Below are 26,100 nucleotides of genomic sequence, written 5' to 3'. Positions count from 1 at the left end.
GGTCACCAGGGTTCGGTCACCACTCCAGTGAGCCGCCACTCTGGTACTCGGTGACCTGCGTCTCGAAGAAGTTCTTCTCCTTGTTGAGATCTGTCTGTTCGCTCAGCCACGGGAACGGGTTCTCGGAGCCGAACTGTTCGGGGACGCCGAGCTGCCCGAGCCGGCGGTCGGCGATGTATTCGACGTACTGGGCGAACTGCTCGGCGCTCATCCCGAGGACGTCGTCGGGACAGGCCTCGCGGGCGTAGATCTGTTCGAGTTCGACGGCCTCCGTGATCAACTCGACGACCTCGCTCTCGAACGCGTCCGTCCAGACGCCGGGTGTCTCCGTCCGGATCTGATCGATGAGGTCGACCCCGAACCCGACGTGCAGGGATTCGTCGCGCATGATGTACTCGAACTGCTGGCCAGTACCGACCATCTTGTTCTGGCGTTTCAGGCCGAGCATCATCGCGAAGCCAGCGTAGAAGAAGATCCCCTCCATGACGATATAGAAACCGACGAGGTCACGGAGGAGCTCCCGAACGTCGGCCGTCGACTCGATCGTGAACCCGTCGTCGTCGAGCACCTGTGTGAGCTCCACGACGAACTCGTCTTTCTGTTCGATCGCAGGCACCCGGTCGTACATGCCGTACATATACTCCGGGTCGAATCCGAGCGAGTCACAGCAGTAGATGAACGTGTCCGTGTGGATCGCCTCCTCGTAGGCCTGTCGGAGGAGATACTGGCGACACTCGGGGGCGGTGACGTACTCGTACAGCGCGAGAACGATGTTGTTCGCGGTCAGTGACTCCGCCGTCGAGAAGAAGCCGAGATTCCACTCGACGAGCTGTCGCTCGGAGTCGGTGAGGGCATCGCCCTCCCACTGGGAGACGTCGTCCTGCATCGGGATCTCTTCGGGCACCCAGTTGTTGTTGACACCCGCCTCGTAGTACTCGCGGGCCCAGTCGTACTCGATCGGGAGAATCTTGTTCGGATCGTGTTGATTGGTGTTGAGGATTGGCATGGGTTACTGACAGGTGTCACAGGTCGGATCTTCGACGGTCGCGAGGTCACCGTCGGTCGTGTCGGTGTCGCTAGCTGGCTCACTGCCGCGCTCGCTGCCGTCGCCCGGTTCGTCGCGGTGCTGTGTCTTCCCGTACTCGTCCATCTCCAGTGTGGATTTCTCGATCTGTGAGGCACCCAGTGTTCGGAGGTAGTAGGTCGTCTTCAGGCCGAGTTCCCAGGCCGTCGTGTAGACGTCGTCGAGCAGGGAGCCGTCGGTCGACGGGAAGAAGACGTTGTGCGAGACCGACTGGTCGATCCACGTCTGGCGGGCGGCGGTGAGTCGCAGCTGGTGGCGCGGATCGATCTCGAAGGCACTCCGGTACAGTTCCTGGAGATCGTCCGGAATCCGGTCGATCTCCTGGATCGAGCCGTCGTGGTACTTGATCTGGTCGACCATCTCCTCGTCCCAGAGCCCGCGGTCGTCGAGCGCGGCGACGAGGTGGTCGTTGACGATCGTGAAATCACCGCTCATGTTCGATTTCACGTAGAGGTTCGAGTACACCGGCTCGATCGACGGTGTCGTCCCGTTGATCGTCGAGATAGTCGCCGTCGGGGCGATCGCCATCGTGTTCGAGTTGCGCATCCCGTGGTCGCTGATCCGCTCGCGGAGTCGATCCCAGTCGAGCTGTTCGGACCGGTCGGTCGGGATCTCCCGACCACGCTCCTCGGCGAGCAGATCGACAGTATCCTGTGGGAGCAGGCCACGATCCCACTTCGATCCCTCGTAGGAGGGGTAGGCTCCACGTTCGGCCGCGAGCGAACAGGAGCCAGCAATTGCGTGGTAGGAGACGAACTCCTGCCAGCGGTTGGCCGTCTCGATGGCTTCCGCCGAGCCCATCGGAACACCGACCTGCATGAGTGCCTCGTGAAAGCCCATCGTTCCGAGTCCGACCGGTCGGTGTCGCATATTGCTGTGTTCGGCCTCCTCGGTCGGATAGAAGCAGAGATCGACCACGTTGTCGAGCATCCGCATCGCGGTCTCGATCGTCTCCGCCAGATACGCCCGGTCGAGTTCGCCGTCCCGGACGTGGGTTGCGAGGTTGACGCTGCCGAGATTGCAGACGGCGTGTTCCTCCCCGCTCGTGTTCAGCGTGATCTCCGTACAGAGATTCGAGGAGTTGACGACACCGGCGTGGTCCTGTGGGCTGCGGATGTTGCAGGGGTCTTTGAACGTCACCCACGGGTGACCGGTCTCGAACAGGCGGGTGAGCAGTTGCCGCCAGAGATCGGCCGCGTCGACGGTCTCGTACTGCCGGAGCTCACCGTCTGCGGCCGCCTGTTCGTACTCCTCGTATCGCGTCTCGAACTCCTCGCCGTAACAGCTGTGCAGTTCTGGCACCTCGTCGGGCGAAAACAGCGTCCACTGTTCGTCGGCCGCGACGCGTTTCATGAACAGGTCGGGGATCCACGCCGCAGTGTTCATATCCGGCGTCCGGCGGCGTTCGTCGCCCGTATTGCGTTTGAGATCCAGGAAGGCGGGGAAATCCAGATGCCAGCATTCGAGGTAGGCACAGGCAGCACCGCGCCGTTTCCCGGAGCGGTTGATCGCCGCCGTCACGTCGTTGCTGATCCGGAGGAAGGGGACGATTCCGGTCGACTCCACACCTGTCGACTCGATGAGTGCGCCTGCTGCTCGGAGGTTGGTCCAGTCGTTGCCGAGCCCACCGCTGTACTTCGAGAGCTGGGCGTGGTGTTTGTACGCGTCGAAGATAGCCGCCAGATCGTCCTGCACGCTGGTGAGATAACACGAGGAGAGCTGTGGGTGCGTCGTCCCGCTGTGAAACAGCGTCGGTGTCGACGGCGTGAACTCCAGTTTCGAGAGGACGCCGTAGAACTCGATGGCGCGTCGCTGTGGGGACTCCGCTTCGAGTGCGAGCCCCATCGCCACGCGCATCCAGAACGCCTGTGGCAGTTCCAGGGGCTCGTCGTCGTTCGTGTGGACGAAATACCGCTGTGTGAGCGTCTCCATCGCCATGTACTCGAAGTGGCTGTCGCGTTCGAGTGTCAGCGCGTCTGCGAGCCCGGAGAGGTCGTATGTCGACACCAACTGGTCGTCGAACAGTCCGGCCTCGACCCCGTGCTCGATGTTCGCGGCGAACGTCGCCCGATAGCGGTCCGCACGTTCCTCGCCGGTGAGATCCTCGCCGACGACCGCCCGGTAGTACTGCTGGTGGAACACCTCGGCTGCCAGCCGTTTGTACGCGGGATTTCGCTCGATGCGTGCGGTCACAACCTGGAGTATCCCGTCGTAGATCTCGTCCAGGCTGGCGTCGGCATAGAGCGCCCGGCTTGCTTCGGTCTGTAACTGCTCGACTGTCGCGGTGTCGATCGGTTCCTCGATGCCGTCCGTGGCACGGTCCAGTACGGTCCGAATCTGCTCGTCGAGTTGTGTCGTCGTCTGACTCATGTGTTCTCTCTCGGCCACCGAGTCCCCGACTGGCCGGCGTTGTCACTACCTGGCTACTGCGATCGGTTTCGGCCGGGAGACTCGTCTGACCGCAGTTCTGTGGTCTTGCTCGGTCGGTAAAAGTTTTTCCAATATAGTTGTACTAATACAACTTAGGCTTCAAAGCGGCAGCCACAGCTGCGGTCGATATCGGTATCCCGGCAGCCGACACAATCGAAGTAGGAAAGTTATAAATCACAGTTGTATTAGCCCAAGTAGAATTATATTCAATTCCGACAGTCGCCGGCTGTCGGCAATCCAGCGCGAAATAGAGCAAACTTACTTTAGTTTTCAGCACTGACTTCGGACAATGGCGGACAGCGAGGAGTTCGGCGTACTCCAGAGCAAGCGAACGGCGACCACATATCAGATTCTCGTCGAGATCGCGAAACGACAGCCGGCGGTCAACCAGCAGGAGATCGCCGACGCGGTCGGGATCACAGCCCAGGCTGTCAGTGACTATCTGCAGGATCTCGTCGAGCAAGCGTACGTCAACAAGCACGGGCGGGGCCGGTACGAGGTCACGAAGGAGGGCGTCGACTGGCTGATCTCACAGACCGACGACCTCCGGCATTTCGTCGATCACGTCTCCGAGGACGTGATCGGCGAGGTCGAGACCGAGACAGCGATCGCGACGACGGAGATTCAGGAAGGCGAGACCGTCTCGATGACCATGCAGGAGGGGGTCCTGCGAGCGATGGCCGGGGACACCGGTGGTGCAACGGCGGTTGCGGTCACCGACGCGGAACCCGGACAGGACGTAGGTATCACGAACTTCGAGGGTGTCGTCGACTACGAACTGGGGACTGTCGCGATCGTCTCGGTCCCACAGGTGGACAACGGGGGGAGCCGGTCGGTCGACCCCGACCGTGTCGTCGAGATTGCCACCGACAACGACCTGGTGGCGGTCGCCGGCGCGGAGGCGCTGGCCCTGGCCGACACTGCGGGGTTCGATCCGGACATCCGGTTCGGGAGCGCTGCCGCAGTTCAGGAGGCCGCGACGAAGGGCCTCGACATCCTGTTGCTCGCGTCGGCCGACGTGCTGTCGAGACACACCGACAAACTCAGAGAACAGAACGTGAGCTACGAAGTCGTCGAGATATCCTGACGCCGCTGGAAGATCAGTCCCCGGACGGCTCCGGTACGACTGCAGGCGACTCCCCGTCGGCGTGGCGTCGACAGACCGCTTCGTGAGGTGCCGGAAGCTCGCGGTCTTCGAAGACAGTAAACCCCTCCCTGTAGCGATCCGTCTCTCGGTCGTCGGGCCGGTATCGCATGAGCACCTCTGCAATCCCGGTTTCCTCACCTGTAAAGACGAACCCCGCGCGGTAACAGGCCTCGTAGGCGATCGGATTGTTCGCGGCGATCAGTACCTCGTCGTAGCTCGCCGTGAGCCTCACCGCAGTAAACCGGAGCAATCGTGGCCCGATCCCCTCACCGCGTCGGTCCTCGCGGACGGTGACATATCGGAGTCGGACAGCGCTCGAATCGGAGTGATCCTCGCTGAAAGAGATCGCACCGACAACCGAGTCATCCTCGCGAGCCACAGCCTTCGGGCCCGACATGACGAACTTGCCAGCGTATGCGAACTGCTCGTGGTCGAGTGAGAGTGCTGGCCCGGCGGAACCGTCGCCGAGCAGTTCGAAGTTCATACCGAAAAATTCGGCCGTATCCTAACCAATCTAACGACACCCAGTCACTGCATCTCGTCAGCAGCGACAGCTACTGTCGACTGGAGCCAGGCCTGGTGGTTCTCCCGATCGTAGATGACAAACTCTTCGTCACCAATGTTGAGTTCTGCGTACCGGTCTCGCTCGTCGACAGCGTCTGATTCAGTATTGTTGGGTGCGTTCTTGCTCATATCTGACTGGACGGGTCGTTTCCTCCCTCCATCTCACGGTAGCACAGATCAGTATTAAAGCCCTTCTTCCCGGTTATCACAACTAAAAATAACCTCAATAGACAGGAGATAGAGTAGTTCTGTCATTTTCATCGATGAGATCGATCGGGAGAATCCGGGCACGGGGCTGTGGTGACCAGTACGGCTTTGGGGGAGCCAGTGTAAACCAGTCACATGGCAGCTGTTCGATTTCTCACGAGCGACGATATCGCGGAGCTCGCAAGTCCAGCCGAGTACGTCAGCGCAGTTCGAAACGGCTATCGGGAGCGCGGGAACGGTGCGCCCGCGGAGCCGCGTACGCGACTCGACAGCGCCGACCCACCGGGGTTTCTGACCGGTTACTTCGCTATCCTTCCGGAGATGGGAGCGATGGGCGGGTACACGTACGCGGCGGGCTTTGGCCACCGGGACGCACAGTTCGTCCTCCCGCTGTTCGACGCCGAGAGCGGAGAACTGCTCGCCATCCTCGACGGCGCGAGCATGAACCCCTCGAAGACGGGCGCGACCGGCGGCGTCGGTGTCGACGAACTCGCGCGGTCGGACGCAACCGAGGTTGGACTGGTCGGGAGCGGCACACAGGCACGCGGGCAACTGCTCGCGACAGCGACAGTCCGCAATCTCGACCACGTGGCAGTGTACTCACCCACAGAATCCAATCGGGAGGAGTTCGCAGTCCGGATGGATAGCCACCTAGACGTGAACGTCGACGCGGTCGACTCCAGTGAGGCCGCCGTTTCGGGTGCAGATATCGTCATCACGGCGACGACAGCGAGCGAACCGGTGTTCGACAGCGAACACCTCGATCCGGGAACACATATCACGGCGATGGGCCAGTACCACCCCGAGAAGCACGAAATCGACGCGGAGACGGTCGCGCGTGCGAAGTACGTCCCCGATTTACGCGCCCGGATCGAATCCGATGCCGGTGCCTACCGCAACGCACTCGAAACGGGGGCCATCGAGGAGGGCCACGTCCACGGCGAACTCGGCGAGGTCGTCGCTAACGAGGTCCCCGGTCGGGAGACAGACGAGGAGATCACGCTGTTCGACAGCGGCGGGACTGCGATCGAGACGGTAGCCGCGGCGAAGTTGCTCTACGACCGGGCCGTCGACCAGAATCTCGGGAAAATGATCGAGTTCTCACCGGCGAGCGAGGCATTTCCCGGGCGATAATCGACGATCACGACCAGTCGACAACCCGCAGACCATCGACACTGCGGAAATCCTCTAAATCAGCAGTTACGACTGGTTCATTGTAGACGAGCCCTGTCGCAGCGACTGTGGCATCTGCAACCCCGAGGTTCGGTTTCGTGTCACTGACGAGGTGTTGACCCTGTAACGTACCTGCTCTCCGAGCAATATTGTCGTCGACGTCGACAACAGGCAGATTTCCGACCAGTTGCTCGTATTTTTCCACGTTCCGATTCGGCCTGTCGCCAGCCCCAACAGAAACGTATAATTCAGACAATACAACGGCGGGGAGTCGTTGCGGGACTCCGGCGAGTTCGTATTCTCTTGCGAGTTTCGCGGCGTCCGTATTATTCTCAGCAAGTGCGATAAGATAGGAAGTATCGAGAATCATTCAGCATCGAGATCCAATTCATCAGCCAACGTCTTGGTCTCTCTGTGGTCGATATCCTCCAGCTCGGCAAGCATCTCTCGGTGTGTGTTTGCTTCTTCCGAATCCATCCATCCGCCCCACTCTGCCAGTGACCAGTCCGAAGTCAACCGGTCGATAACATCACTAAACGACTCGTCATCGCGCTTCTTATCTTTGAGTTTCGCGTATACGTCCTCGTCAAGACGAACCTGTTTCGTCCCCATATGTAAACGTCGTTGACAGAGAACAAAGAGTTTGTCGCTGGTATCGAAAAGCAGTATCAAAGAAAGCTGCTCAATCCGAGCGCCTCCATCAGTGAGAGTCCACTGACGAGTGCGCCGATGAGGTAGCCGGCGATCGTACCGCCGTTGAGCAGTGGGAGTCCGGCGTGGGCCCGACCCTGGTGGACCAGCCAGAGCAAGACGACCAGTCCGGCCATCGTCCCGACCATCGCGGTCAGAGCCGGCAGTGTCGCCGAGACGCCGAGCACCGAGAGTGTCGGTCCGGACTCGACGAAGAAGGCGGCACTCGTGACCAGGACTGTCGGAATGACAGCATCCCCGAGTCCGATATAGAGTGCGTCGCGCTCGCCGTCGATGTCCTGGAGTGTCTCGTGGACGTCGTCGTCGAGTTCCTCGACCTCGTCTTCGTCGAGTTCGATCCCTTCGAGCCACTCCCGATCGAGATTCCGGACCCCATCGGGACCGAGTTCGTTCAGCGTCGACGCATCGAGTTTAGCGTCCGGGTCGGCGAGTTCGTCGGGGTTCGGGTAATCGTCGCTCGGTGTCGCCTCGTCACTGTCGTCGCTGGCTACCGCCTCACCCTCGTCGGCGGGATCCTCGTCTGGAACCGTGTCTGGTTTGTCACTTTCGAGGAAGCTGTAGGAAAGCGAGAGCGGGACGACGAAGAGGACGGGGACGCGCATATCCATCACGCCGGAGGCGAGCGTGAGCATGTGCTCGGTGCCGTAGACGCTGATTGCGTCGTAGACTGCGAGGACGGAGAGCAACACGAGTGCGGGGAGAATACCGAAGTTGATCCCGAACAGTGCCGACGCACCGATCCCCATGAGAACACCCGCCGCATCGATCACGTACCACTCCGGATAGACGAACAGGGCCACACCGAGGGCGAGTGCGCCGGCCCACGCGAGGACGTTGATCGACGAACCCGCTATCGAGACCGAGACGAGGGCGGGGACGAGGGCCTGGAAGACGAAAAGCGCGATGTAGGCCCCGGCGAAGATAATGATCAGCCGCAGGATTTCGTCACCGCCGTATTTGAGTGCGACCAGCATGAGCCCCGTCGCGACCAGGATAGCAGCGAGATAGACGATACTCAGGCTGGGATCGCTCGTGTTCTCGACTTCCTGTAACCCCTCCTGTTCGAAGGGGCCGACAAGTGCGAGTGCACCCAGTTGGATGAACAGAAAGATGAGGACGATGGCGCCACTCGCCAGCAGTTCCCGACGGCGATGATCCATACGGGGAGATTGGCTGTCCCGGGTTTCAGGATTTCGGAACTAGGAGTACGGTGTGTCTGGTGTTTTGTAGCTGTTGGTGGAACTGGTGTGCTGTGGACTGTGAACAGCAAGAAAGCCCCGGCTGGCTCGCAGAGTGAGACGACGTAAGCACGCGACCGTAGGGAGCGCGCACAGCGAGTCGCAGCCTGCGAGCGGACGGGGGCTTTCTTGCTGTTTAAAATATTGGCTCTATTGAAAGTAGGAGACAGCCTGGGGATCCAGCGATTCCGACCGAACAATTATATTTTTCCCACTCTAAGTGGGAACATGGTCAAGGTAGATTCAAAAGGACGCATCGTCCTCCCACAGGAGCTTCGAGAGCGACTCGGGATTACTCCCGGGACAGAAGTAGAGATTCGCGAAGAAGACGGGAAAGCAGTCGTGGAACCTGAAGACGATCCTGAAGAGATCATCGCACGCATGGAGCAACTCGTTACGGAGACAGCCGCCAGACGCGAGGAGACGACTCCGCGACGTGACAGAGTTGAGCCGATCGCCCAGAAGCACAGAGATGCTGTCCGGAGGGGGGCGGAGAGAACCAGCAATGAGTGAGGCCAGTGAGCCGTATCTGTTCGATGTCGGAGTGATCGCTCTCGCACACACGAACGCACCAGTTCGTGATGCCGCCCTCTCGTACGTCCGAGAGGCCATCGCTGGCGAGATTGATGCCATTGTCCCATATCCTGCGCTGTTTGGGGCGCACACCATCCTGACAACGTACTACGGACGCTCGAACGCAGATGCGTCCCGGCTTCTGCACAATTTCATGGATGCGAAGCGAATCCACTGGTACGACGGAATGTCTGAAGATGTCGTGGCTGACGGGTTTTCGAGAGCGAGCGACGCAAATGTAGGTGGCTGGGATGGGTACTACGCCCAAGTAGCGATCGAGGAAGGGGCGAACACTGTCTTGACGATCGATGACGGCTTCGAGCGATTCGATGCGTTCCATACCGAGGTCATTCTCTCACCCGAGGAATTCGACCAATTGAATCGGTTTCTTGAAGCTTGATTTATCAGCCCAAATTCGTCAATCCCACCGCTGTGCACCATTTTCAATAGAGCAAAAATATTCCCAGTCGTTCCACCAACGACTCCACCAGAACAACAGACTAACGAGAAGACCCCGCCCACACATAGGAGCGCAATCTTTTTGCTTGCCGCTAGGGTATCTCCGGATACGATGGTAGGTGTCCGTTTTACAGGCCGGTCGACATGACAGACACCTACCGGCTATGATCGCGGCTGTCGCGGGCAGCCGTCTTTTATCGCCCATTTACCCATGTCACAACATATCACGGCCGTCCTGCCGGACGGCTCGGAGCTCGAAGTGGAGCATCGTGCAACGGTCGAAGACGTCGCATACGAGATCGGCCCCGGACTCGGTAGCGATACCGTTGCCGGGGTCGTCGACGGCGAACTCGTCGACAAAGCAACGGAGCTGACCGATGACTGCGAAATCGAGATCGTCACCGAGGACAGCGACGAGTACCTGCAGGTCTTGCGCCACACAGCTGCGCACGTCTTCGCCCAGGCGCTCCAGCGACTCTACCCCGAAGCCAAACTCGCCATCGGCCCGCCGACGGACGACGGCTTCTACTACGACATCACCGGGCCCGATATCGACGAGGACGATCTCGAAGAGATCGAAGCGGAGATGGTCGATATCGTCGAATCCGACTACGAACTCGACCGGGTCGTTCGCTCGCGGGAGGAGGCGTTCGAGATCTACGAAGAGAACCCCTACAAACAGGATATTCTCGACACCGAGGCTGCCGACGAGGAAGAAGTCTCTTTCTACGTCCAGGACGACTGGCAAGATCTCTGTGAAGGGCCACACGTCGAATCAACTGGCAAGATCGGCGCGGTCGATCTGCTAGAGATCTCTGCCTCCTACTGGCGGGGCGACGAGGACAACGACACCCTCACCCGCGTCTACGGCACCGCCTTCGAGAGCGAGGCCGATCTAGAGGCCTTTCTCGAACGCCGCGAGGAGGCGAAAGAACGCGACCACCGCAAGATCGGTCAGGAGATGGATCTCTTCTCGGTGCCCGCCCACTCGCCTGGCTGTGCACACTTCCACCCGCCGGGGATGACCATCCGTCGCGAACTCGAAGATTTCATCCGGTCGAAAAACGACGATCTCGGCTACGACGAGGTGTTCACGCCCGAACTCAACAAGGCCGAACTCTGGAAACCAACGGGTCACTACGACGCGTTCAAAGAAGAAGGAGAGATGTTCGCCTGGGAACAGGACGACACCGAGTACGGCCTGAAGCCGATGAACTGCGCGAACCACGCCCACATCTACAGCGAGGGTCAGTACTCCTACCGTGACCTCCCCGTTCGGTTCTCGGAGTTCGGGACCATCTACCGCAACGAGCAGTCCGGTGAACTCTCGGGCCTTCTCCGCGTGCGCGGGCTCACGCAGGACGATGGCCACGCCTTCATCCGCCGGGACCAGATCGAGGAGGAGATCACCAGCGCCCTCGAAGTGATCGAGGAGATCTACGATCTGTTCGGTCTGGAAGTGCTGTACAAACTGGAGACGAAAGGCGACGACGCGATGGGCTCGGACGAGATCTGGGAAGAAGCGACCGACTCGCTCCGGGATGCGATGGACTCACTCGGCCTGGAGTACGAGATCGAATCCGGCGAGGCTGCCTTCTACGGCCCGAAGATCGGCCTCGACGCTCGGGACGCATTAGGCCGCGAGTGGACGATCGGAACGGTACAGCTGGATTTCAACATCCCCGAGAAGCTCGGCCTCACCTACGTCGGCGAGGACAACGAGGATCACCGGCCGGTGATGGTCCACCGCGCCCTGCTCGGCAGTTTCGAGCGCTTTATGGGTGTGATCATCGAGCACTTCAACGGCAACTTCCCGACGTGGCTCGCACCCGAGCAGGTCCGGATCCTCCCAGTGTCGGACGACAACATCCCCTACGCGAAACAGCTCCAGCACCGGTATCTCGACGACTTCCGCGTCGAGATAGAGGATCGGTCGTGGACGGTCGGCAAGAAGATCCAGCAGGCCCACGACGACCGTGTTCCCTACATGCTGATCATCGGTGACGACGAGGAAGAAAGCGAGACAGTCTCGGTGCGGGATCGGTTCGAGAACCAGGAGAAAGACATCCCCGTCGAGGAGTTCCGCGCCCACCTCGAAGACGAAGTCGAAGACAAACGCGTCGAACCCGACTTTCTGGAGTGAACACAACCGGGAACAAATCACCACCGACTGCGCTCTCATCACGTGAGTACTGCCCCGGTTGTTTTCTTGGTCTGGGTCCAAGATAGGGTATGACTCAGACCAGCGGCGCATACGAGCAGAGTCGGCTGACACCCGATCGCCTGGCGAGACTCGCCACGCGTGTCGAGACGGGCGGTGATCGCCCGTCGATCCCGGTTCAGACCCCAATAACGGACACGGAGATCGGAACGATACCTGCCTGTTCGGACGACGATATCGTCGCTGCGGTCGACCGTGCCCGTCAGGCACAGTCGGCGTGGGCGGAGACACCGGTCGAGTCCAGAGCCGAGATCATCGAACGGTTCGGCGACCTCGTCGACGAGCACCGCGACAATCTGCTCGATATCGTCCAGCTCGAAACTGGAAAGGTCCGCCAGCATGCCCTCGAAGAGGTAGTCGATATCCCGGCGACCTGTTCGTACTACGCCTCGAACGGGCCTGCAGAACTCACCGACAGCGGCCGAGCCGCACCGATCCCACTGCTCACCTCGGCGTCTGTCACCTACGATCCCGTCGGTGTCGTCGGCGTGATCTCGCCGTGGAACTATCCACTGACGCTCTCGCTGACCGATGCGATCCCGGCGTTGCTCGCCGGTAACGCCGTCGTCTGCAAACCCGACGAACGGACACCGTTTATCGCGCTGGCACTCGGCGAACTGCTGGAGGAAGCCGGGCTGCCCGACGGACTCTTCCAGATTGTCACTGGCGAGGGAGCAGCCGTCGGCCCGGCTCTCATCGACAACGTCGACTATCTTGTCTTCACCGGCGGGACAGAAACGGGCCGAACCGTCGCCGAACGGGCGGGTCGAAACCTGATCGGCTGTTCGCTCGAACTCGGCGGCAAGAATCCGATGGTCGTCCTCGACGATGCCGACGTCGAGACGGCTGCCCGCGGTGCTGTCACGGGTGCCTTCACGAACGCCGGACAGCTCTGTCTCGCACCCGAACGAATCTACGTCGACGAAGACCGGTACGACGCCTTTCTCGACGCCGTCGTCAGCGCGACAGAGAATCTCACCCTCGGCCACAGCTTCGACTACGGCCCCGACATTGGCTCACTGATCAGCGGCGATCATCTCGACTCCGTCCGGGAACACGTCGACAGCGCAGTCGAGGGTGGTGCAACAGTAGCCACGGGCGGCCGTGCCCGACCGGATGTCGGCCCCAACTTCTACGAGCCGACGATTCTGACCGATGTCAGCCCGGACTCGCGGATCATCTGCGAGGAGACCTTCGGTCCGGTCGTCTCCGTTGTACCGGTGTCGGATGCCGAGGAAGCGATCGAGCGAGCAAACGACACGGAGTACGGGCTCAACGGGAGCGTCTGGACGAGCGATCGGGACCGCGGTCGGGCCATCGCCCGCGAGATCGACTGCGGCACCGTCTGTGTCAACGATCCCTACGCAGTCGGCTGGGCTGCCATCGACGCACCGATGGGCGGGATGGGTGACTCCGGACTGGGTCGCCGGCACGGTCCGGAGGGAATTCACCGCTTCGTCGAATCAAAAACGATCGCGACCTCGCGAATCGGTCCGCTCGATACACCGCCGAGTGTCCCTCACAGTGTGACTGCGCGGGCGCTTACCGGGCTTGCAGCCGTTCAGCGACGCCTCAGTCGGTTGATTCGGTGACGGGTCAGCCGGTCGGCTGGATCTCCCACGGCGAAACCGAGCGCAGCAGGTGCCAGCCGACGAACACTGCGACTGTGCCACCGAGCAGCAGTACCGACTCCCCGGTTGCCCTGCTGGTGAGGAGATAGAAGATGATGAACGGGAATGCGACCGCGTACGCGATCTGAACGCGGTACGCTGGGGCCAGCTTTCGGGGGAGAACGAGGACGGCTGCGACGAACGCCGACCCGAGCGCGACACCCGCGACGACATCGGCCAGATAGTGGACAGCGAGGACGACCCGCGTCGTGGCGACCAGTGCGACCACGCCCACGGCGACGGCAAACCGCTTGCGGCGTGTGCCGATCGTGAGGATACTCGCCAGACCGAGGTAGACGACGGTTGCACCCGTCGCGTGCCCGCTCGGAAAGCCGTAGCTACTGGCTGTCGCGGTCAGCTCCAGGAGACCCTCCACGACAGGATGGAGGCCAGCGGTGTCGAGTGGCGACAGCTCCGGTCGCGGGGCGGCAAAGAGGTGTTTCAGTCCGCGGTAGCAGCCGATCGCGCCGGCGGAGACGCCGAGCAGGGCGACGATATCCTGTCTGTTCGTTTCGCCACGAACGAAGAGGGCGACGATGAGGACGAGCAGGAACCAGGCGTCGCCGAGCTGGGTCAGCAGGCCGGCGATCGCGACCGCCCACGCCGGGAGCAGCTCCTGGAGGAGTTCGACCTCACCGATCGCTCGGGACATCCCGCCACCCCCGTCGTGGACGCGCCATGGCTGTCCGTAGCTGATCGGTGTACAAAAGTGGCGAGGTACAGATCCAGCCGAGAGTCCCTAAAGTTGTTACCTGATACGTACGAATACACGAAGAATGGGTAGCCTACAAGGAAGGCACTTGCGCGCCAGGCCCCGAGGTGCATCGTATGTCGACAAATTCGAGTGAGGACAGGATGCTGTCGTTTGCCGTCGGTGCGGTCGGCGGTGCTGTCGCGTGGCTGCTGGGGTACGCGCTGACCTATCTACTCGCCGCACCGGAGATCGAGGAGTCGCCGATTCAGGAGATTATCGAAGTGGTTCAGGGCGAGCCGGCGACCTACGAACTCGTCGGCTGGACGTTTTACAACGCCCACTTCGTCGATACCGTCTTCCAGGGGATTCCCGTCTTCGGTGATGTCACCCGGAACTTCATCGGTGGGGATGGCTTCTCGGAGTTGCTGTATCTCATCCCAGTCGGGTTGCTGGTCACGACTGGCCTCGCAATCGGACGTGCACAGGATGCACGCGAACTCTCGGAGGGAGTAGTTGCGGGGATGACGATCGTTCCGGGCTATCTGTTGCTCTCGGCTATCGGTGTCGTGTTATTCGAGATCGGGATGGAAGGCGTAAGCGGCGCACCTGCTCTCCTGCCAGCGATCGTACTTGCAGGGATCGTCTACCCGGTTGTCTTCGGCGGGATCGGTGGCGTGCTGGCAGCAGTGACGACCGGCGGATCGTGAACTGATCTCGATCGAAGCCCCGCGATAGCAGAAACCTTTTTTGACCCTGGGTACGTGTGAGAAAGACACACATGGAAGAAGCGAATGTTCGACTGGTCTGTCCGGAGTGTAGCAAAAGCTGGCAGACACATCCAAACGAGTTACCGGGAAGTACGGAGAACTTTCACTGTCCAAACTGCCGGGCGACCCGTCGGACATCGGAGTTTATGCGGACAGAACACGACCTGCGCACGCTCAAGCAGCTACGTTAATTCGAGGTCGGCGAGCGGGCACCGCAAGCGGTACAGTGGAGTACCTCCGCACCCTGTTCGCGTTCGATTTCTGTGTCGGGGAGTCCACACTCGGAGCAGATAACGTAGAGATCGGTGTACGTATCGATCGCTTCCTGCATCCGGCGTGTGTCGAACTCGCCGGTGAATCGGGCACGCTGGCTCTCGTCGATGTGGGCACTCGTTCCGAGTTCGTCCTGCAAGAATTTCAGGAGATGATCCGGCTCGCGGCCGAGATCGCTGCAGATCGTCTGGAAGTTTTCGAAGACCGTCGCGTGGCCCTCCTGGCGGACTTCCGGGTCCGAAACCTCGAACCGCGTCGATTCGGCGTTGATATCGGGTGTCTCTTCCATACCCCGATCGAGCATATCATCGTAGTCCATACCCGCTGTTACCTGCGAGTACGTTAAAATGCCGCGTTCGACGGCTAGCATTTAATCGAGTTGCAAATAGAGATGTTGCTGTTCGTAGAGCCAAATCAAACCTCAGTTGTAACCACCACTGCTCCCGAGGGTTCAAATACGAACACGGGACCATCGCGCGTATGGACGACGCGTTACGGGAACGAGTCGACGCACTCGAACGGGCAGTGACCGACGGCGACTGTGACCTCACGGCACTCACAGACGAAGCAGAGGCGGTAGAACGGCTCGAAACAGTCGAAATGCAACTCGACGAACTCGAAGACAGAGTTGCAGAACTCGAAGCCGCCACACAGGCACTCCGTGGCTACGCCGGCAACATCCGGTCTGTCAACCGTGATGTCGAACAGCGTGCCGACGCAGCACTGGCGAAAGCCAGAGAAGTAGAAGACGCCCTCGACGATAGCGGGGATCCTCACGGCGGGGCAGAACCACCGTCTCAAACAGCCACAGCAGAAACGGCCGGACCGACAGCGACCACATCGGCAGATTGCGGGACTCATCGAACACCACCCAGCCAGCAAACCGACGGCAGACAGCGGTGTGCGGCCTGTGGGCAACTCCACGACGAACCGGATCAGTTCACCGCCAGTGGAACCGACACACCGGCTGGCCACCAGCGGCAGTCGAACGGGCAGTCGATCGATACTGGGACCGATCGAGCAGATTCAGATTCCCACGCAGAGGCTCGGTCAGCAGCCACCGATGCGACCGAAAACGAACTCCCCGAAACGGCCGAGGAAACCGGCACTCTCCAGCGTGTCCGGGAGATGCTCTGAGGTGAACGTTTAAGTAGGAGAGTGGGACCAGCACGGAGCATGACCCTGCGCACTCGCCTGCCGGCCACGCTGCAGTCGATCCTCGGTGACGACAACCCCGACGGCACTGACTGTGGCTGTGAGCCGGCATTCGACGACGAGACACTCACCGTGGACGCCAGCGACTGCCCCCACGACGGCCGGCTCGAAGACAGCTCCGCCTGTCGAAAGACGATCATCTCCACACTCACACAACGAGACGTCGACGCGGTTCACACCGAGACAGCAGGACTCGTCCGGGCCTACGAGGACGACGCCGCAGCACTGCTGGTCGCAGCCGGCCGTTTCGTCGAGGAGGTGCGGTTTCGTGACGAGCGTCTCGCAGCCCGCACACTCGAAGATCCACTCGCAGCCTGCCGGGAGGCGACCGGTCGCGCCGATGCCGTCGCCGACATCGCCGCGACGACTGGGCTCGCAGAGCTGGCCGCTCGCGCTGACGGGTACGAGACCGCACTCGCACCCGCTGTCGGTCCGACGGTGAGCCGCTGGCGGGTCGATCTGACGCCACCGGCGGACGGACACCTACGCGACGTTCGGGAACTCGACACCGGCGCGACTGTTCGGGAGTACGAGCCAACGACAGGCGTAACTCGCTACTATCTCTCCCCAGCCGAACAGGAGTTCTCGTCGACAGCACTCGACGCACTCGCCAGTGCGTACGCTCGCCTCGCGAGTGGCGAATTCGACGGCGGTGACCGTGCACCGGCCCGTGCCGTCAGAGCAGTCGCCAGCGAGCGAGACCCGGATCTCCCCGTCGAGCAGATCGCCGACGTGTTGCGGAAACACGCCCGCGGCTTCGGCCTGCTGGAGGACCTGTTCGCCGATCCGACAGTCTCCGACGTGTTCGTCACCGCACCCGCAGCGACGAACCAGCTCCGGCTCACCGCCAATGGCGAGAGCTACCGCACGAACGTTCGGCTGACGGGAGCCGGCACTGCCGCGCTGGCCTCGCGCTTTCGCCGCGAGAGCGGGCGAGCGTTCTCGCGGGCAGATCCGACACTCGACGCCACGGCGGAGATCGCCGACCGGCGGATCCGCGTCGCCGGTGTCACCGAGCCACCGAGTTCCGGGACGGCCTTTGCCTTCCGGGCACAGGATCGGGAGGTGTGGACGCTGCCCGCGCTGGTCGGCAACGGGACGATGACCGCCGAGGCCGGGGCAGTGCTCTCACTTGCAGTCGAACGCGGCCGGTCGATCCTGCTCGCTGGCCCCCGCGGTGCCGGGAAGACGACACTGCTCGGTGCCCTGCTCTGGGAACTCCCACCTGCAGTCAGGACGGTCGTTATCGAGGATACACCCGAACTCCCGGTCGAACCGCTGCAGGAACACCACCGCGACGTACAGCAGTTACTCACGAGTACGGACGACAGCGAGTTGACGCCCGCGGAGGCACTCCGAACAGCACTTCGACTCGGCGACGGCGCCATCGCTGTCGGGGAGGTCCGTGGGGAGGAAGCGGCCGTCCTCTACGAGGCGATGCGTGTCGGTGCGAACAGCGAGGCAGTGCTTGGAACGATCCACGGTGACGGCGGATCGGCAGTCCACGAGCGTGTCGTCGAGGATCTGGGCGTCTCACCCTCCTCGTTCGGTGTCACAGATCTGATCGTCACAGGCGAGATTACGGCGGCTGGACAGCGCCGTATTCGGACGATCGAGGAGGTCGTCGGTGGTGCGCAGCCAGCATTCGAGGTGCTGTTCGAACGGACCGAAGACGGCCTCGAAGCGACCGGCAAGATCGATAGAGGAAACAGCCGTCTCGTCGCTTCGCTCGCGACGCCCGAGCAGTCCTACACAGACGTCCGGAAGCAACTGGCGGCCAGAAAACGGCTACTGGACGGGCTGGCTGCACACGGGAGGACAGGGCCCGATGCGGTCACCGTCGCACGGGAGACACAATCTGCAGCAAACGGTGGTAAACAAACAGCGGAGCAAGCGCCGGGGACAGTACCCGGAACAGAGCAATGACCGCTGGGACGTGGTACCAGCCGCTCCTGCAGGGGCTGGAATCGCTCGCGAGGTTGTATCCGGAGGATGTCGACCCGGGCGAAGACCTTCGACTCGCCCTCGACTTTCTCGACTGGCCGATCACTGCGGCTGACGTCGTTCGTGCAGGATACGTCCTCGGCGCCATCGTCGGAATGCTCTGTGTAGCACCAGCAGTTCTCGTACCCTCGAAGTTCCGGGTTGTCGTGTTTCTCGCGGCAGTCTCGCTCGGATTGCTCACGACACACACCGTCCACACTGGACCGAAGCTGTGGGCAACCGCCCGGCGAACGCGGGCGCTCGGTGCCACGCCGGATCTCGTCGCCCGGACAGTGTTGAGTATGCGCCTCTCACCGACACCCGAACGCGCAGCGGTCTTCACCGCACGCACAGGCGAGGGGCGACTTGCGAACAGTCTCGAAAAACACGTCCGCCAGACCAGACACACGGCCCGCTCGGGGCTCGCTGCCTTCGGCGACGCGTGGGCAGATCTGTTCCCGGCGCTCCGACGCTCGGTCGCGCTCGTGACCGCAGCCGGGAACGCAGCCGAACACGACCGCGGACGGTTGCTCGACCAGGCGCTGACGGTCGTCATGGACGGAACCCGCGACCAGATGCAGTCCTTCGGTGCGCAGGTCCGCACACCGGCAACTGCGCTGTATGCCTTCGGCGTACTGCTCCCGACAGCGCTGGTCGCCTTGCTCCCTGCCGCCGGCGCGGCCGGGGTCGGCGTCACACCGCTTTCGGTCGTCGTCCTCTACAACGTCGTCCTGCCCGGCATCCTCGTCGGGGCGGGGATATGGCTGCTCGCCCGTCGTCCGGTCGCCTTTCCGCCGCCGGACGTGACCACCGAACAGACGGGTGTCACGGACTGGCGACGGCTCGCGCTGGCTGTCGGTGCGTTCGGCACAGTCGCGGGGTGGCTCATCGGCACCAGCATCCTCCCCTCCTGGGGCCCGCCGATCCTCGCCGTCGGGCTCGGAGCTGGGCTGTGGCTCTGGCTGCGGTATCGCCCGATCGTCAGCGTCTACGGCCGGATCAGGGATGTCGAGGAGTCGCTGCCGGATGCGTTGAGTCTCGTCGGCCGCCGGGTCGCGAACGGCCGCGCTGTCGAGACGGCGATCGATCAGGCCGCAGACGAACTCGACGGCGAGGCTGGCGAGATGCTCGCCGACGGCGCGACCCGGCAGCGACAGCTCCAGATCGGCGTCCACGAGGCCTTTCTCGGCCGGCACGGCGCACTCGAACAGCTACCGAGTCCCCGGGTGCGCGGCAGTATCGCACTGCTCGCACTCGCCGCACGGGAAGGACGGCCGGCCGGTAGCGCCCTGCTCTCACTGGCCGAGCACGTCGAGGATCTCCAGACGATCGAACAGGAGGCCCGTCACAGCCTCGCACACGTCTGTCGAACACTCCAGTCGACCGGGATGGTGTTCGCGCCGATGGTCGCCGGCTCGACGGTTGCCCTCGCAGAGGGGATCGGCGGCCAGACACTGCTCGGCGGGAGTGGGCAGTCGCTCGTCTGGCTGGGCGGGCCGGTCGGCGTCTACGTCCTGTTTCTCGCGGCCTTTCTGACGGCGCTGGCAACAGGATTGACCAGGGGGCTAGATCAGTCGCTCGTGGGGTATCGTGCTGGGCGTGCACTCGTGTGTGCCGGAATTACATACACGGTCTCGTATCTGCTCGTCGGAATCCTCATCTGAGGCGTCGCGAAGAGAGCACGATCGAATGTTCTCACACGATGAGAGCCGAAACCAACTTTGATTATGCCACGCATCGAAGCGGGAAGTGGGAATTACGATGGATATTGCTGACATAGCCACCACAGATTACGCCGAGATAGACGCCGACGAACGGCTCGGAAAGGTACGGTCGGTTTTCGAGCACGACAGGCCCAAAGGAATCGTCGTCACGGAAGACGGCGAGTACACCGGGATCATAAACGAGAAGCAGTTGCTGCAGTCCCACATCCAGGATGACACGAAAGTTCGCGGGATGGTTCGCTCCGCACCCAAGGTGGACCGAACTGACGGCGTCCGGGAGGTGGCACGGATGCTCGTCGAAAGCGGAGCCAAAATCGCGCCCGTCTACGAGGGTGAAAACCTCTGGGGCGCCATCACCGAAGAAGCGATCCTCGAAGCAGTGCTGGAGAATCTCGATACACTCTCTGTTGGCGACATATACACCGAAGACGTCGTCACAGTTACCGACGACACGCCGGTCGGTCGCTGTATCAATCTCCTCCGGGAGCACGGTGTCTCCCGGCTGCCGATCCTCGACGACGGCGATCTCACGGGAATGGTGACGACCCACGATATCGCCGACTTCGCCGTCCGCGATATGGAACGACAGCAGAAAGGCGACCGCTCCGGCGACATCGACCGCGTTCTCGATATCCCGGCCTACGATATCATGTCGAGTCCGGTCGCGACCACGACGACGGAGGAAAGCGTCAAAACAGCCGTCGAACGGATGCTCGACAACGACTACGCCGGACTCGTCGTGACGCCGACCGACAACGACTCGAAAGTCGCCGGGATCATCACGAAAACGGACGTCCTCCGGGCGCTGACCTACACCGAAGAGGATCACATGGACGTGCAGATCACGAACATCAAGCTGCTGGATACACTCTCCCGGGAGGAGATCCGCGAGCGTATCCAGAGCACGGCCGACAAGTACCAGAAGATGCAGGTCCAGCACGCCCACGTCCGCTTTCACAAACACAAGGAGACGCTCCGCGGGACGCCGCTGATCCAGTGCCAGATCCGACTGCGGACCAACAAGGGACAGGTCGCAGGCAGCGGCGAGGGGTACGGCGCTGACAACAGCTTCGGCGTTGCACTCGACAAACTCGAACGCCGCGTGCTCGAACTGAAAGGTGTGCGTGCTGACGAGGAGTACCGCGGCCAGTTGCTCCGGAAACTCGGCGACCTCTAGGACCGGACCGTATTTTCGAGCCGACCGATCCCCTCGTAGTAGATCTCGATCTTGTCACCCGGTTCGACGAGTCCGGGGTTCGCCGGACTACCGAAAGAGATCACGTCACCAGCTTTGAACGTGTACCGTTTCGAGAGGTAGCTGATCGTCTCGTAGGGATCGAAGATCATCAGCTCTGTCGACGCCTCCTGTCGTTTCTCGCCAGCGATGTGCGTCTCCATCTCGATCGACCGCGGGTCGAGTTCCGTCTCGATCACCGGGCCCAGAGGTGCGGAGCCGTCGAAGGCCTTGCGTGCGGTCCGGACGGGCTGATCCAGCGCATCGAGATCGTTGAGGATCGTCCAGCCGCGGAGCACGTTTTCGATGTCCTCCTCGCCATCGAGATCAGTACACTCCTCGTCTATGACAGCCGCGAGTTCACCAGCGTAGGTCAGTTCGTCCGTCCACTCGGGGTACTCGATGGGCTGGTCGGGCGGGTGGAGTGAGACGGCCGGCTTGATGAACCAGTCGGGGTTGTCGGGAACGTCGTAGTCCATCTGGTCGAGCGTCTCCACGAAGTTTCGCCCGACGCAGTAGAACGTGCCCGGCTCGCAGGGTGGGAGAAGTTCGGCCTCGTCTCCGAGTTCGTACTGCTCGCCCTCGTCTGTCGTTACTGTACCATCCTCGTACGTGCCTCGAACAGTTCCGTCGTCAGTCTCGATCCGTGCGAGTTTCATCGGCTGTCTTTCGGCCGCAGGTACTTACAACGTTACGGACGGTTCGAGTCACTTATCCGGTTCGCGGTGTAACCTTTGTGAGAATGAAAGATCCGGAGCTTGCTGTCGTTGAATTCGTTCTGACGACTTCTGTGTACAACGAAGCCGAGAAGTTCGATGCCGACGATCTGCCGGCAGCGTACCGTGGCCCGTTCTGGAGTGATGGACAGATCGAACGCCCGCTCTCACCGACAGTCGGCGGCGCGCGGGAGGCGACTGGCGTCGAGCGACCCTGGGAACTGGTCGCCGAGTTGATGTTTACCGACCACGACGAGTTCTCGGGGACGCTCTCCTTTACCGACCGCGAGATGGCCGAACAGTGGTATCTCGACCGTGCCGACGACGAACAGCTCGAGTACAACCCCGTGCTCACCGACTACTTCGCCGACGAACGCGAGGTCGACTACGAACTCGCCCGTGAACGGAACACGCCCGCCCGGGCGGATCGGGAGTTCATCGACTCCCTGCTCGAAGAGTACTTCGACGAGGACGAAGAAGAGGAGATGCTCGACCTCGTCGACGTCCGCGCACCCGAGGAGATCGAACAGAAACTCGACGACATCGTCCTCACGGGCGAACAGGAAGGCGAGATCCAGAAGATCGTCAAGGCGATCGAACACCGCGAGTATCTCGCCAGCATCGGTCTGCGCGAGATCGGGAAACTGCTGTTCGTCGGCCCACCGGGAACGGGGAAAACCTCCGTCGCACGGGCGCTCGCGAGCAAACTCGGCCTCCCCTTCGTCGAGGTGAAGCTGTCGATGATCACCAGCCAGTATCTCGGCGAAACCGCGAAAAACGTCGAGAAAACCTTCGAGGTCGCGAAACGACTCTCGCCGTGTATCCTCTTCATCGACGAGTTCGACTTCGTCGCCAAGACCCGGTCGAGTGACGAACACGCCGCGATCAAGCGAGCAGTCAACACGCTGCTGAAAAGCATCGACGAGGTCTCGCTGATCCAGGACGAGGTGTTGCTCATCGGCGCGACGAACCACCCGGATCAGCTGGATGCGGCGGCCTGGCGGCGCTTCGACGAGATCGTCAACTTCCCGAAACCCGACTCCGGAATGCGGGCGGACATCCTCACGATCGTCACACGCGAGATGGATATCATCGATTTCGAACCCACGGAACTCGCCGATCTCACCGAGGGGCTGACCGGCAGCGACCTCCGGATGGTGCTCCGGGAGGCCGTCCTCGAAGCGCTGACTGAAGAGCGGACGACGCTCACCCAGCAGGATCTGATCGACGCCGTCGAGGACTTCGAGGAGCGGGATACCCTGAAGAACATGGACATGATCGAGGGCGACCACGACGCGCTCGTCGCTGGCGGCGGCTTCGACAACGACAGCCACGACCACAACCACGACTGATGGAGGTGACGCTTCTCGGGACGGGGGATACGACCGGCACGCCGACTGTCGCCTGTGACTGCGAGACCTGCCAGACGGCACGGGAGCCTGGTGAAAAGCTCCGTGAGCGAGCACGCGAGCAGGGCGCGACGATCACCGCGTCGGGCGGAATCGAGCGAACGCGGTTTTCGGTCCACGTCCGCAACGAGCGAACCGACGAGTCGCTTCTGATCGATTTCAGTCCGGACTTTCGACAGCAGTTCCTCCGGGAAGATGTTCCCGTGCCCGATGCAGGGATTATCAGCCACATCCACTTCGATCACATCGATGGCCTGGGCAACTGTTTCCGGCTGGTCGACGATCTCGACATCTACGCTGCAGACGAAACTGATCCAGAGACCGGAAAGAGCGTCGCCGAAAGCGTCGCGAGCGATTACCACTACCTCAGACAGATCACGGTCCAGCCACAGACACCCTTCGAGCCGTTCGAGACCTGTGGGTTCGAGGTGACGCTCGTCCCGGTCGAACACCCGCCGCTGGTCTGTTATGGGCTCGCAGTCGAGGACCCCGAGACGGGGGCGAAGCTTTCGCTCTCCGGTGATACGAACTACGACGTTCCCGAACAGTCCCGGGAGGTACTCGCCGATCCGGATCTCTTCCTGGCCGATGGGATCGTCCCGGCCCGGCTCTGTGAGATGCATCACAAGGGTGGCGATCACCACGACGAGGATGGTGTCCCCCGCACATTCGGGACGAAACATATGACCCGCGAGGGGGCGCTGTCGCTCGCCGAGGATCTCGACGCGAAGCAAACCCGTCTCGTCCACATTGCCCACTACTACGACGCCGACGAAGCTTTCGAGCAGCCGCTCGCGCTGGATGGCGAGCAGTACCAGTTGCCGTCGGAGGATTAATACTGCCGGCTGTAAATCCGTAAAGATATGCGCCACCCCGGGGTGGCGCAATTCTTCAGTTTCTTACAGCCGGCAGTATAAGGAGAGATTGAACTGTCCGGCTTAGTTTCGAAGGACACACCGAGAGTACGAACAGCAAGAAAGCCCCGGTCAGCTAAGCTCCCCGGTCGCGTGCTTGTGTCACCGGGGGAGCAAGCTCTCCCGGTGAGGCGCTGGACGAAGGCGGCCCCGCAAGCACCGCAGTGAAACGAGGAGCGCAGCGCGGGTCCCCCGAGTTCAGCGCCGCGGGGCTTTCTTGTTGGTCACAGCGATCTTCTCGGTACAACTTTCTTCACTCAGATCAGACTCATCTCCTCATAGTGATTATTGCGGTAATTTTCAGCACGGCAGCGAAACCGAGGCTGTTTCGGCCCTCCTAGACCAGTTCTATCTGAACTTCGCGGTACAGACTCGCAATAATCACTATCAGACATCACCGATTGCAGGTTACTCAACTTTCAAATACGAATCGCACAAAAAATAGCGTATGGAAGTCGAACAGAACGTCGGCGGCACAGACCGTATCGTGCGCGCAGTCCTCGCAACGATACTCGCAGTCGTTGCGATCCTTGCCCTCCGGAAGGGGAAGCGGTCGGCAGGCGTGCTGGCAACGCTCGGCGCGATCGGTTTCGGAATCAACGCCGTAACCTGCTTCTGTGGGCTGAACGAGACGCTCGGCATCGACACGACGGCCGAAGAGTAACGGGCGCACCGACGGCACCGGCTACCCGATTTTTTCGTGGGCTGATTCGACAGCCACGATCATCTCCTCCCGTGCTGGTTTGAAGAACAGATGGGAGTTACAGCGACAGTCAGAACAGCCGAATGCCGGGACACCGTCGTCACCGAGTTCGCGAGCCACTGGACACTCGCCGTCGACAGCCGCCGTCGTCACGACGGTATCGAGTCGCGTCTCTGGATGCCCGAGCAGATAGTCGATATGCCAGTGTCGGGTGTCCCGGTCACCGGCAGCGAGTTCACGGTGGCGGTCGATCCGCGAGAATCCTCCCGACCCCAGCGCACTTCCGACGTAGGCGTACCAGCCAGCATCGAAGGTGATCCGTCCGAGCGCACCGACCTCGATGTCGGCGGGTTCGGGGAGTTCGATCACCAGCGTGTAGGTGCCACCGGCCGCGTCCGTGCTCATCGGCTGGCGCTAACAGTCAGTCGTATATATAAGCCGTGACTGCAAGGGAGCATGAGACGCGTACTCGTCGCCACCGCATCGGTCCACACCACGGCAGCAGCCTGTGACTATCTCGACGGCCGACTCGACAGCGACGACACCGTCGTCGTACTCACGGTCGAAGACGACGCTGTTGCGGGCAGAGATGCCGGCGATGCGGCGAACGTCGCCAGAACGCGCCTGTTCGAACCCACGATCGAAACGATCACCCGCGAAGGAGTGCCTGCGACGGAGATCCAGGCGGTCGCCGAGCAGGACGAGATCGACGAGATCCTCCTCGGGCAGGTCAGGGGTGATCCCGACGTTGCTGGCGATGCCCCCGGCTCGACAGTCCGACAGCTCCTCTCGGAGACCGACCGCCCGGTCGTCGTGCTCCCAGTGTAGGAGAGCGTCGGTCCGACACCGAGTATTAAGATCAACGTACGTGTTTACTCCGAGGACTCAACGGCCGGCACAGCCTGATCTCGTGAAAGCATCTCGTTGTTTTGGGCGACTCGCTTGAGTTCGTCGTAGGGATTGCGTCCCTGCTGGCGCCACGTCGCCAGCA

General features: G+C 61.6%; 27 protein-coding genes. 16 read left to right on the top strand and 11 right to left on the bottom strand.

Annotated features, from left to right (window positions below; all coding sequences use genetic code 11):
- Nucleotides 1-16: 16 nt before the first annotated feature.
- Nucleotides 17-1,006 (bottom strand): ribonucleotide-diphosphate reductase subunit beta, encoded by a 990-nt coding sequence (locus tag EOW68_RS12160; protein ID WP_128225438.1) that lies wholly within the window; start codon nucleotides 1,004-1,006, stop codon nucleotides 17-19.
- 3 nt (nucleotides 1,007-1,009) lie between these two features.
- Nucleotides 1,010-3,454, bottom strand: coding sequence for a ribonucleoside-diphosphate reductase subunit alpha (locus EOW68_RS12155; protein ID WP_128225437.1), 2,445 nt, complete (start codon nucleotides 3,452-3,454; stop codon nucleotides 1,010-1,012).
- Nucleotides 3,455-3,803: 349 nt separating this feature from the next.
- Here EOW68_RS12155 and EOW68_RS12150 point away from each other — a divergent pair, with 349 nt between their 5' ends.
- Complete coding sequence (locus tag EOW68_RS12150) at nucleotides 3,804-4,601, top strand: DUF7839 domain-containing protein (protein ID WP_128225436.1); 798 nt, start codon at nucleotides 3,804-3,806, stop codon at nucleotides 4,599-4,601.
- 13 nt (nucleotides 4,602-4,614) lie between these two features.
- Here the strand turns inward: EOW68_RS12150 and EOW68_RS12145 are convergent, their stop codons facing one another.
- The gene (locus EOW68_RS12145) at nucleotides 4,615-5,145 is read right to left on the bottom strand and encodes a GNAT family N-acetyltransferase (protein ID WP_128225435.1); all 531 of its coding nucleotides are present in this window, start codon (nucleotides 5,143-5,145) and stop codon (nucleotides 4,615-4,617) included.
- A gap of 44 nt (nucleotides 5,146-5,189) precedes the next feature.
- Nucleotides 5,190-5,354: a DUF7331 family protein gene (locus tag EOW68_RS18730; protein ID WP_431358903.1), complete on the bottom strand. Its 165-nt coding sequence runs from the start codon at nucleotides 5,352-5,354 to the stop codon at nucleotides 5,190-5,192.
- A 213-nt stretch (nucleotides 5,355-5,567) separates the two neighbouring features.
- On the opposite strand from EOW68_RS18730, the gene EOW68_RS12140 reads away from it, so the two are divergent.
- Nucleotides 5,568-6,566, top strand: a complete 999-nt coding sequence (locus EOW68_RS12140; protein ID WP_128225434.1) for an ornithine cyclodeaminase family protein — start codon at nucleotides 5,568-5,570, stop codon at nucleotides 6,564-6,566.
- 7 nt (nucleotides 6,567-6,573) lie between these two features.
- Here EOW68_RS12140 and EOW68_RS12135 read toward each other — a convergent pair whose 3' ends face one another.
- The 3 genes from EOW68_RS12135 to EOW68_RS12125 are packed head-to-tail and all read right to left on the bottom strand — an operon-like array spanning nucleotide 6,574 to nucleotide 8,476.
- On the bottom strand, nucleotides 6,574-6,975 hold the full coding sequence (locus EOW68_RS12135) for a PIN domain-containing protein (protein ID WP_128225433.1): 402 nt from the start codon (nucleotides 6,973-6,975) through the stop codon (nucleotides 6,574-6,576).
- Nucleotides 6,972-7,217 (bottom strand): antitoxin VapB family protein, encoded by a 246-nt coding sequence (locus tag EOW68_RS12130; RefSeq protein ID WP_128225432.1) that lies wholly within the window; start codon nucleotides 7,215-7,217, stop codon nucleotides 6,972-6,974. The genes EOW68_RS12135 and EOW68_RS12130 overlap by 4 nt, the downstream gene beginning before the upstream one ends.
- A gap of 56 nt (nucleotides 7,218-7,273) precedes the next feature.
- Nucleotides 7,274-8,476, bottom strand: a complete 1,203-nt coding sequence (locus EOW68_RS12125) for a presenilin family intramembrane aspartyl protease PSH (RefSeq protein ID WP_128225431.1) — start codon at nucleotides 8,474-8,476, stop codon at nucleotides 7,274-7,276.
- Between the two features lie 306 nt (nucleotides 8,477-8,782).
- Between EOW68_RS12125 and EOW68_RS12120 the strand changes: the two genes are divergently transcribed.
- The 4 genes from EOW68_RS12120 (at nucleotide 8,783) to EOW68_RS12105 (ending at nucleotide 13,399) form a co-directional block, all read left to right on the top strand.
- The gene (locus EOW68_RS12120; protein WP_128225430.1) at nucleotides 8,783-9,067 is read left to right on the top strand and encodes an AbrB/MazE/SpoVT family DNA-binding domain-containing protein; all 285 of its coding nucleotides are present in this window, start codon (nucleotides 8,783-8,785) and stop codon (nucleotides 9,065-9,067) included.
- Nucleotides 9,060-9,527: a hypothetical protein gene (locus EOW68_RS12115; protein ID WP_128225429.1), complete on the top strand. Its 468-nt coding sequence runs from the start codon at nucleotides 9,060-9,062 to the stop codon at nucleotides 9,525-9,527. Before EOW68_RS12120 ends, EOW68_RS12115 begins: the two co-directional genes overlap by 8 nt.
- Nucleotides 9,528-9,797: 270 nt before the next feature.
- Nucleotides 9,798-11,729, top strand: coding sequence for a threonine--tRNA ligase (gene thrS / locus EOW68_RS12110; protein ID WP_128225428.1), 1,932 nt, complete (start codon nucleotides 9,798-9,800; stop codon nucleotides 11,727-11,729).
- Between the two features lie 89 nt (nucleotides 11,730-11,818).
- Entirely contained in the window at nucleotides 11,819-13,399 is a 1,581-nt protein-coding gene (locus EOW68_RS12105) for a succinic semialdehyde dehydrogenase (protein WP_128225427.1), read from the top strand.
- A gap of 4 nt (nucleotides 13,400-13,403) precedes the next feature.
- On the opposite strand, the gene EOW68_RS12100 is transcribed toward EOW68_RS12105, so the two are convergent.
- Complete coding sequence (locus tag EOW68_RS12100) at nucleotides 13,404-14,129, bottom strand: phosphatase PAP2 family protein (RefSeq protein WP_128225426.1); 726 nt, start codon at nucleotides 14,127-14,129, stop codon at nucleotides 13,404-13,406.
- Between the two features lie 176 nt (nucleotides 14,130-14,305).
- Between EOW68_RS12100 and EOW68_RS12095 the strand changes: the two genes are divergently transcribed.
- Complete coding sequence (locus EOW68_RS12095; protein ID WP_128225425.1) at nucleotides 14,306-14,878, top strand: DUF7978 family protein; 573 nt, start codon at nucleotides 14,306-14,308, stop codon at nucleotides 14,876-14,878.
- Nucleotides 14,879-14,949: 71 nt separating this feature from the next.
- Nucleotides 14,950-15,129, top strand: coding sequence for a DUF7836 family putative zinc-binding protein (locus tag EOW68_RS12090; protein WP_128225424.1), 180 nt, complete (start codon nucleotides 14,950-14,952; stop codon nucleotides 15,127-15,129).
- Here the strand turns inward: EOW68_RS12090 and EOW68_RS12085 are convergent.
- Nucleotides 15,126-15,530 (bottom strand): translation initiation factor IF-2 subunit beta, encoded by a 405-nt coding sequence (locus EOW68_RS12085; protein WP_128225423.1) that lies wholly within the window; start codon nucleotides 15,528-15,530, stop codon nucleotides 15,126-15,128. The genes EOW68_RS12090 and EOW68_RS12085 overlap by 4 nt on opposite strands.
- Nucleotides 15,531-15,691: 161 nt before the next feature.
- Here EOW68_RS12085 and EOW68_RS12080 point away from each other — a divergent pair, with 161 nt between their 5' ends.
- The 4 genes from EOW68_RS12080 to EOW68_RS12065 all read left to right on the top strand — a co-directional run bounded on the left by EOW68_RS12080 (nucleotide 15,692) and on the right by EOW68_RS12065 (nucleotide 21,310).
- Nucleotides 15,692-16,348 carry a DUF7310 family coiled-coil domain-containing protein gene (locus EOW68_RS12080; RefSeq protein WP_128225422.1) on the top strand — a complete coding sequence of 219 codons (657 nt, stop codon included), beginning with the start codon at nucleotides 15,692-15,694 and terminating at the stop codon, nucleotides 16,346-16,348.
- 39 nt (nucleotides 16,349-16,387) lie between these two features.
- Complete coding sequence (locus EOW68_RS12075) at nucleotides 16,388-18,352, top strand: ATPase, T2SS/T4P/T4SS family (RefSeq protein WP_128225421.1); 1,965 nt, start codon at nucleotides 16,388-16,390, stop codon at nucleotides 18,350-18,352.
- Entirely contained in the window at nucleotides 18,349-20,073 is a 1,725-nt protein-coding gene (locus EOW68_RS12070; protein ID WP_128225420.1) for a type II secretion system F family protein, read from the top strand. The genes EOW68_RS12075 and EOW68_RS12070 overlap by 4 nt, the downstream gene beginning before the upstream one ends.
- 97 nt (nucleotides 20,074-20,170) lie before the next feature.
- Entirely contained in the window at nucleotides 20,171-21,310 is a 1,140-nt protein-coding gene (locus EOW68_RS12065; RefSeq protein WP_128225419.1) for a CBS domain-containing protein, read from the top strand.
- On the opposite strand, the gene EOW68_RS12060 is transcribed toward EOW68_RS12065, so the two are convergent.
- Nucleotides 21,307-22,026, bottom strand: a complete 720-nt coding sequence (locus tag EOW68_RS12060) for a fumarylacetoacetate hydrolase family protein (protein WP_128225418.1) — start codon at nucleotides 22,024-22,026, stop codon at nucleotides 21,307-21,309. The two genes, EOW68_RS12065 and EOW68_RS12060, sit on opposite strands and share 4 nt — an antisense overlap.
- 83 nt (nucleotides 22,027-22,109) lie before the next feature.
- On the opposite strand from EOW68_RS12060, the gene EOW68_RS12055 reads away from it, so the two are divergent.
- The 3 genes from EOW68_RS12055 (at nucleotide 22,110) to EOW68_RS12045 (ending at nucleotide 25,070) form a co-directional block, all read left to right on the top strand.
- Complete coding sequence (locus EOW68_RS12055) at nucleotides 22,110-23,435, top strand: ATP-binding protein (protein WP_128225417.1); 1,326 nt, start codon at nucleotides 22,110-22,112, stop codon at nucleotides 23,433-23,435.
- Nucleotides 23,435-24,328, top strand: a complete 894-nt coding sequence (locus EOW68_RS12050) for an MBL fold metallo-hydrolase (RefSeq protein WP_128225416.1) — start codon at nucleotides 23,435-23,437, stop codon at nucleotides 24,326-24,328. The genes EOW68_RS12055 and EOW68_RS12050 overlap by 1 nt, the downstream gene beginning before the upstream one ends.
- A gap of 526 nt (nucleotides 24,329-24,854) precedes the next feature.
- Complete coding sequence (locus EOW68_RS12045) at nucleotides 24,855-25,070, top strand: YgaP family membrane protein (protein WP_128225415.1); 216 nt, start codon at nucleotides 24,855-24,857, stop codon at nucleotides 25,068-25,070.
- 21 nt (nucleotides 25,071-25,091) lie between these two features.
- On the opposite strand, the gene EOW68_RS12040 is transcribed toward EOW68_RS12045, so the two are convergent.
- On the bottom strand, nucleotides 25,092-25,514 hold the full coding sequence (locus EOW68_RS12040) for a GIY-YIG nuclease family protein (RefSeq protein WP_128225414.1): 423 nt from the start codon (nucleotides 25,512-25,514) through the stop codon (nucleotides 25,092-25,094).
- Nucleotides 25,515-25,565: 51 nt separating this feature from the next.
- Here EOW68_RS12040 and EOW68_RS12035 point away from each other — a divergent pair, with 51 nt between their 5' ends.
- On the top strand, nucleotides 25,566-25,937 hold the full coding sequence (locus EOW68_RS12035) for a universal stress protein (RefSeq protein ID WP_128225413.1): 372 nt from the start codon (nucleotides 25,566-25,568) through the stop codon (nucleotides 25,935-25,937).
- Nucleotides 25,938-26,100: the final 163 nt, after the last annotated feature.

Source organism: Halovenus amylolytica (genome assembly GCA_004015825.1).
Classification (GTDB): Archaea; Halobacteriota; Halobacteria; order Halobacteriales; family Haloarculaceae; genus Halovenus; species Halovenus amylolytica.
The sequence above is the reverse complement of the archived record's forward strand: the minus strand, read 5'-3'. Positions and strand labels throughout refer to the sequence as shown.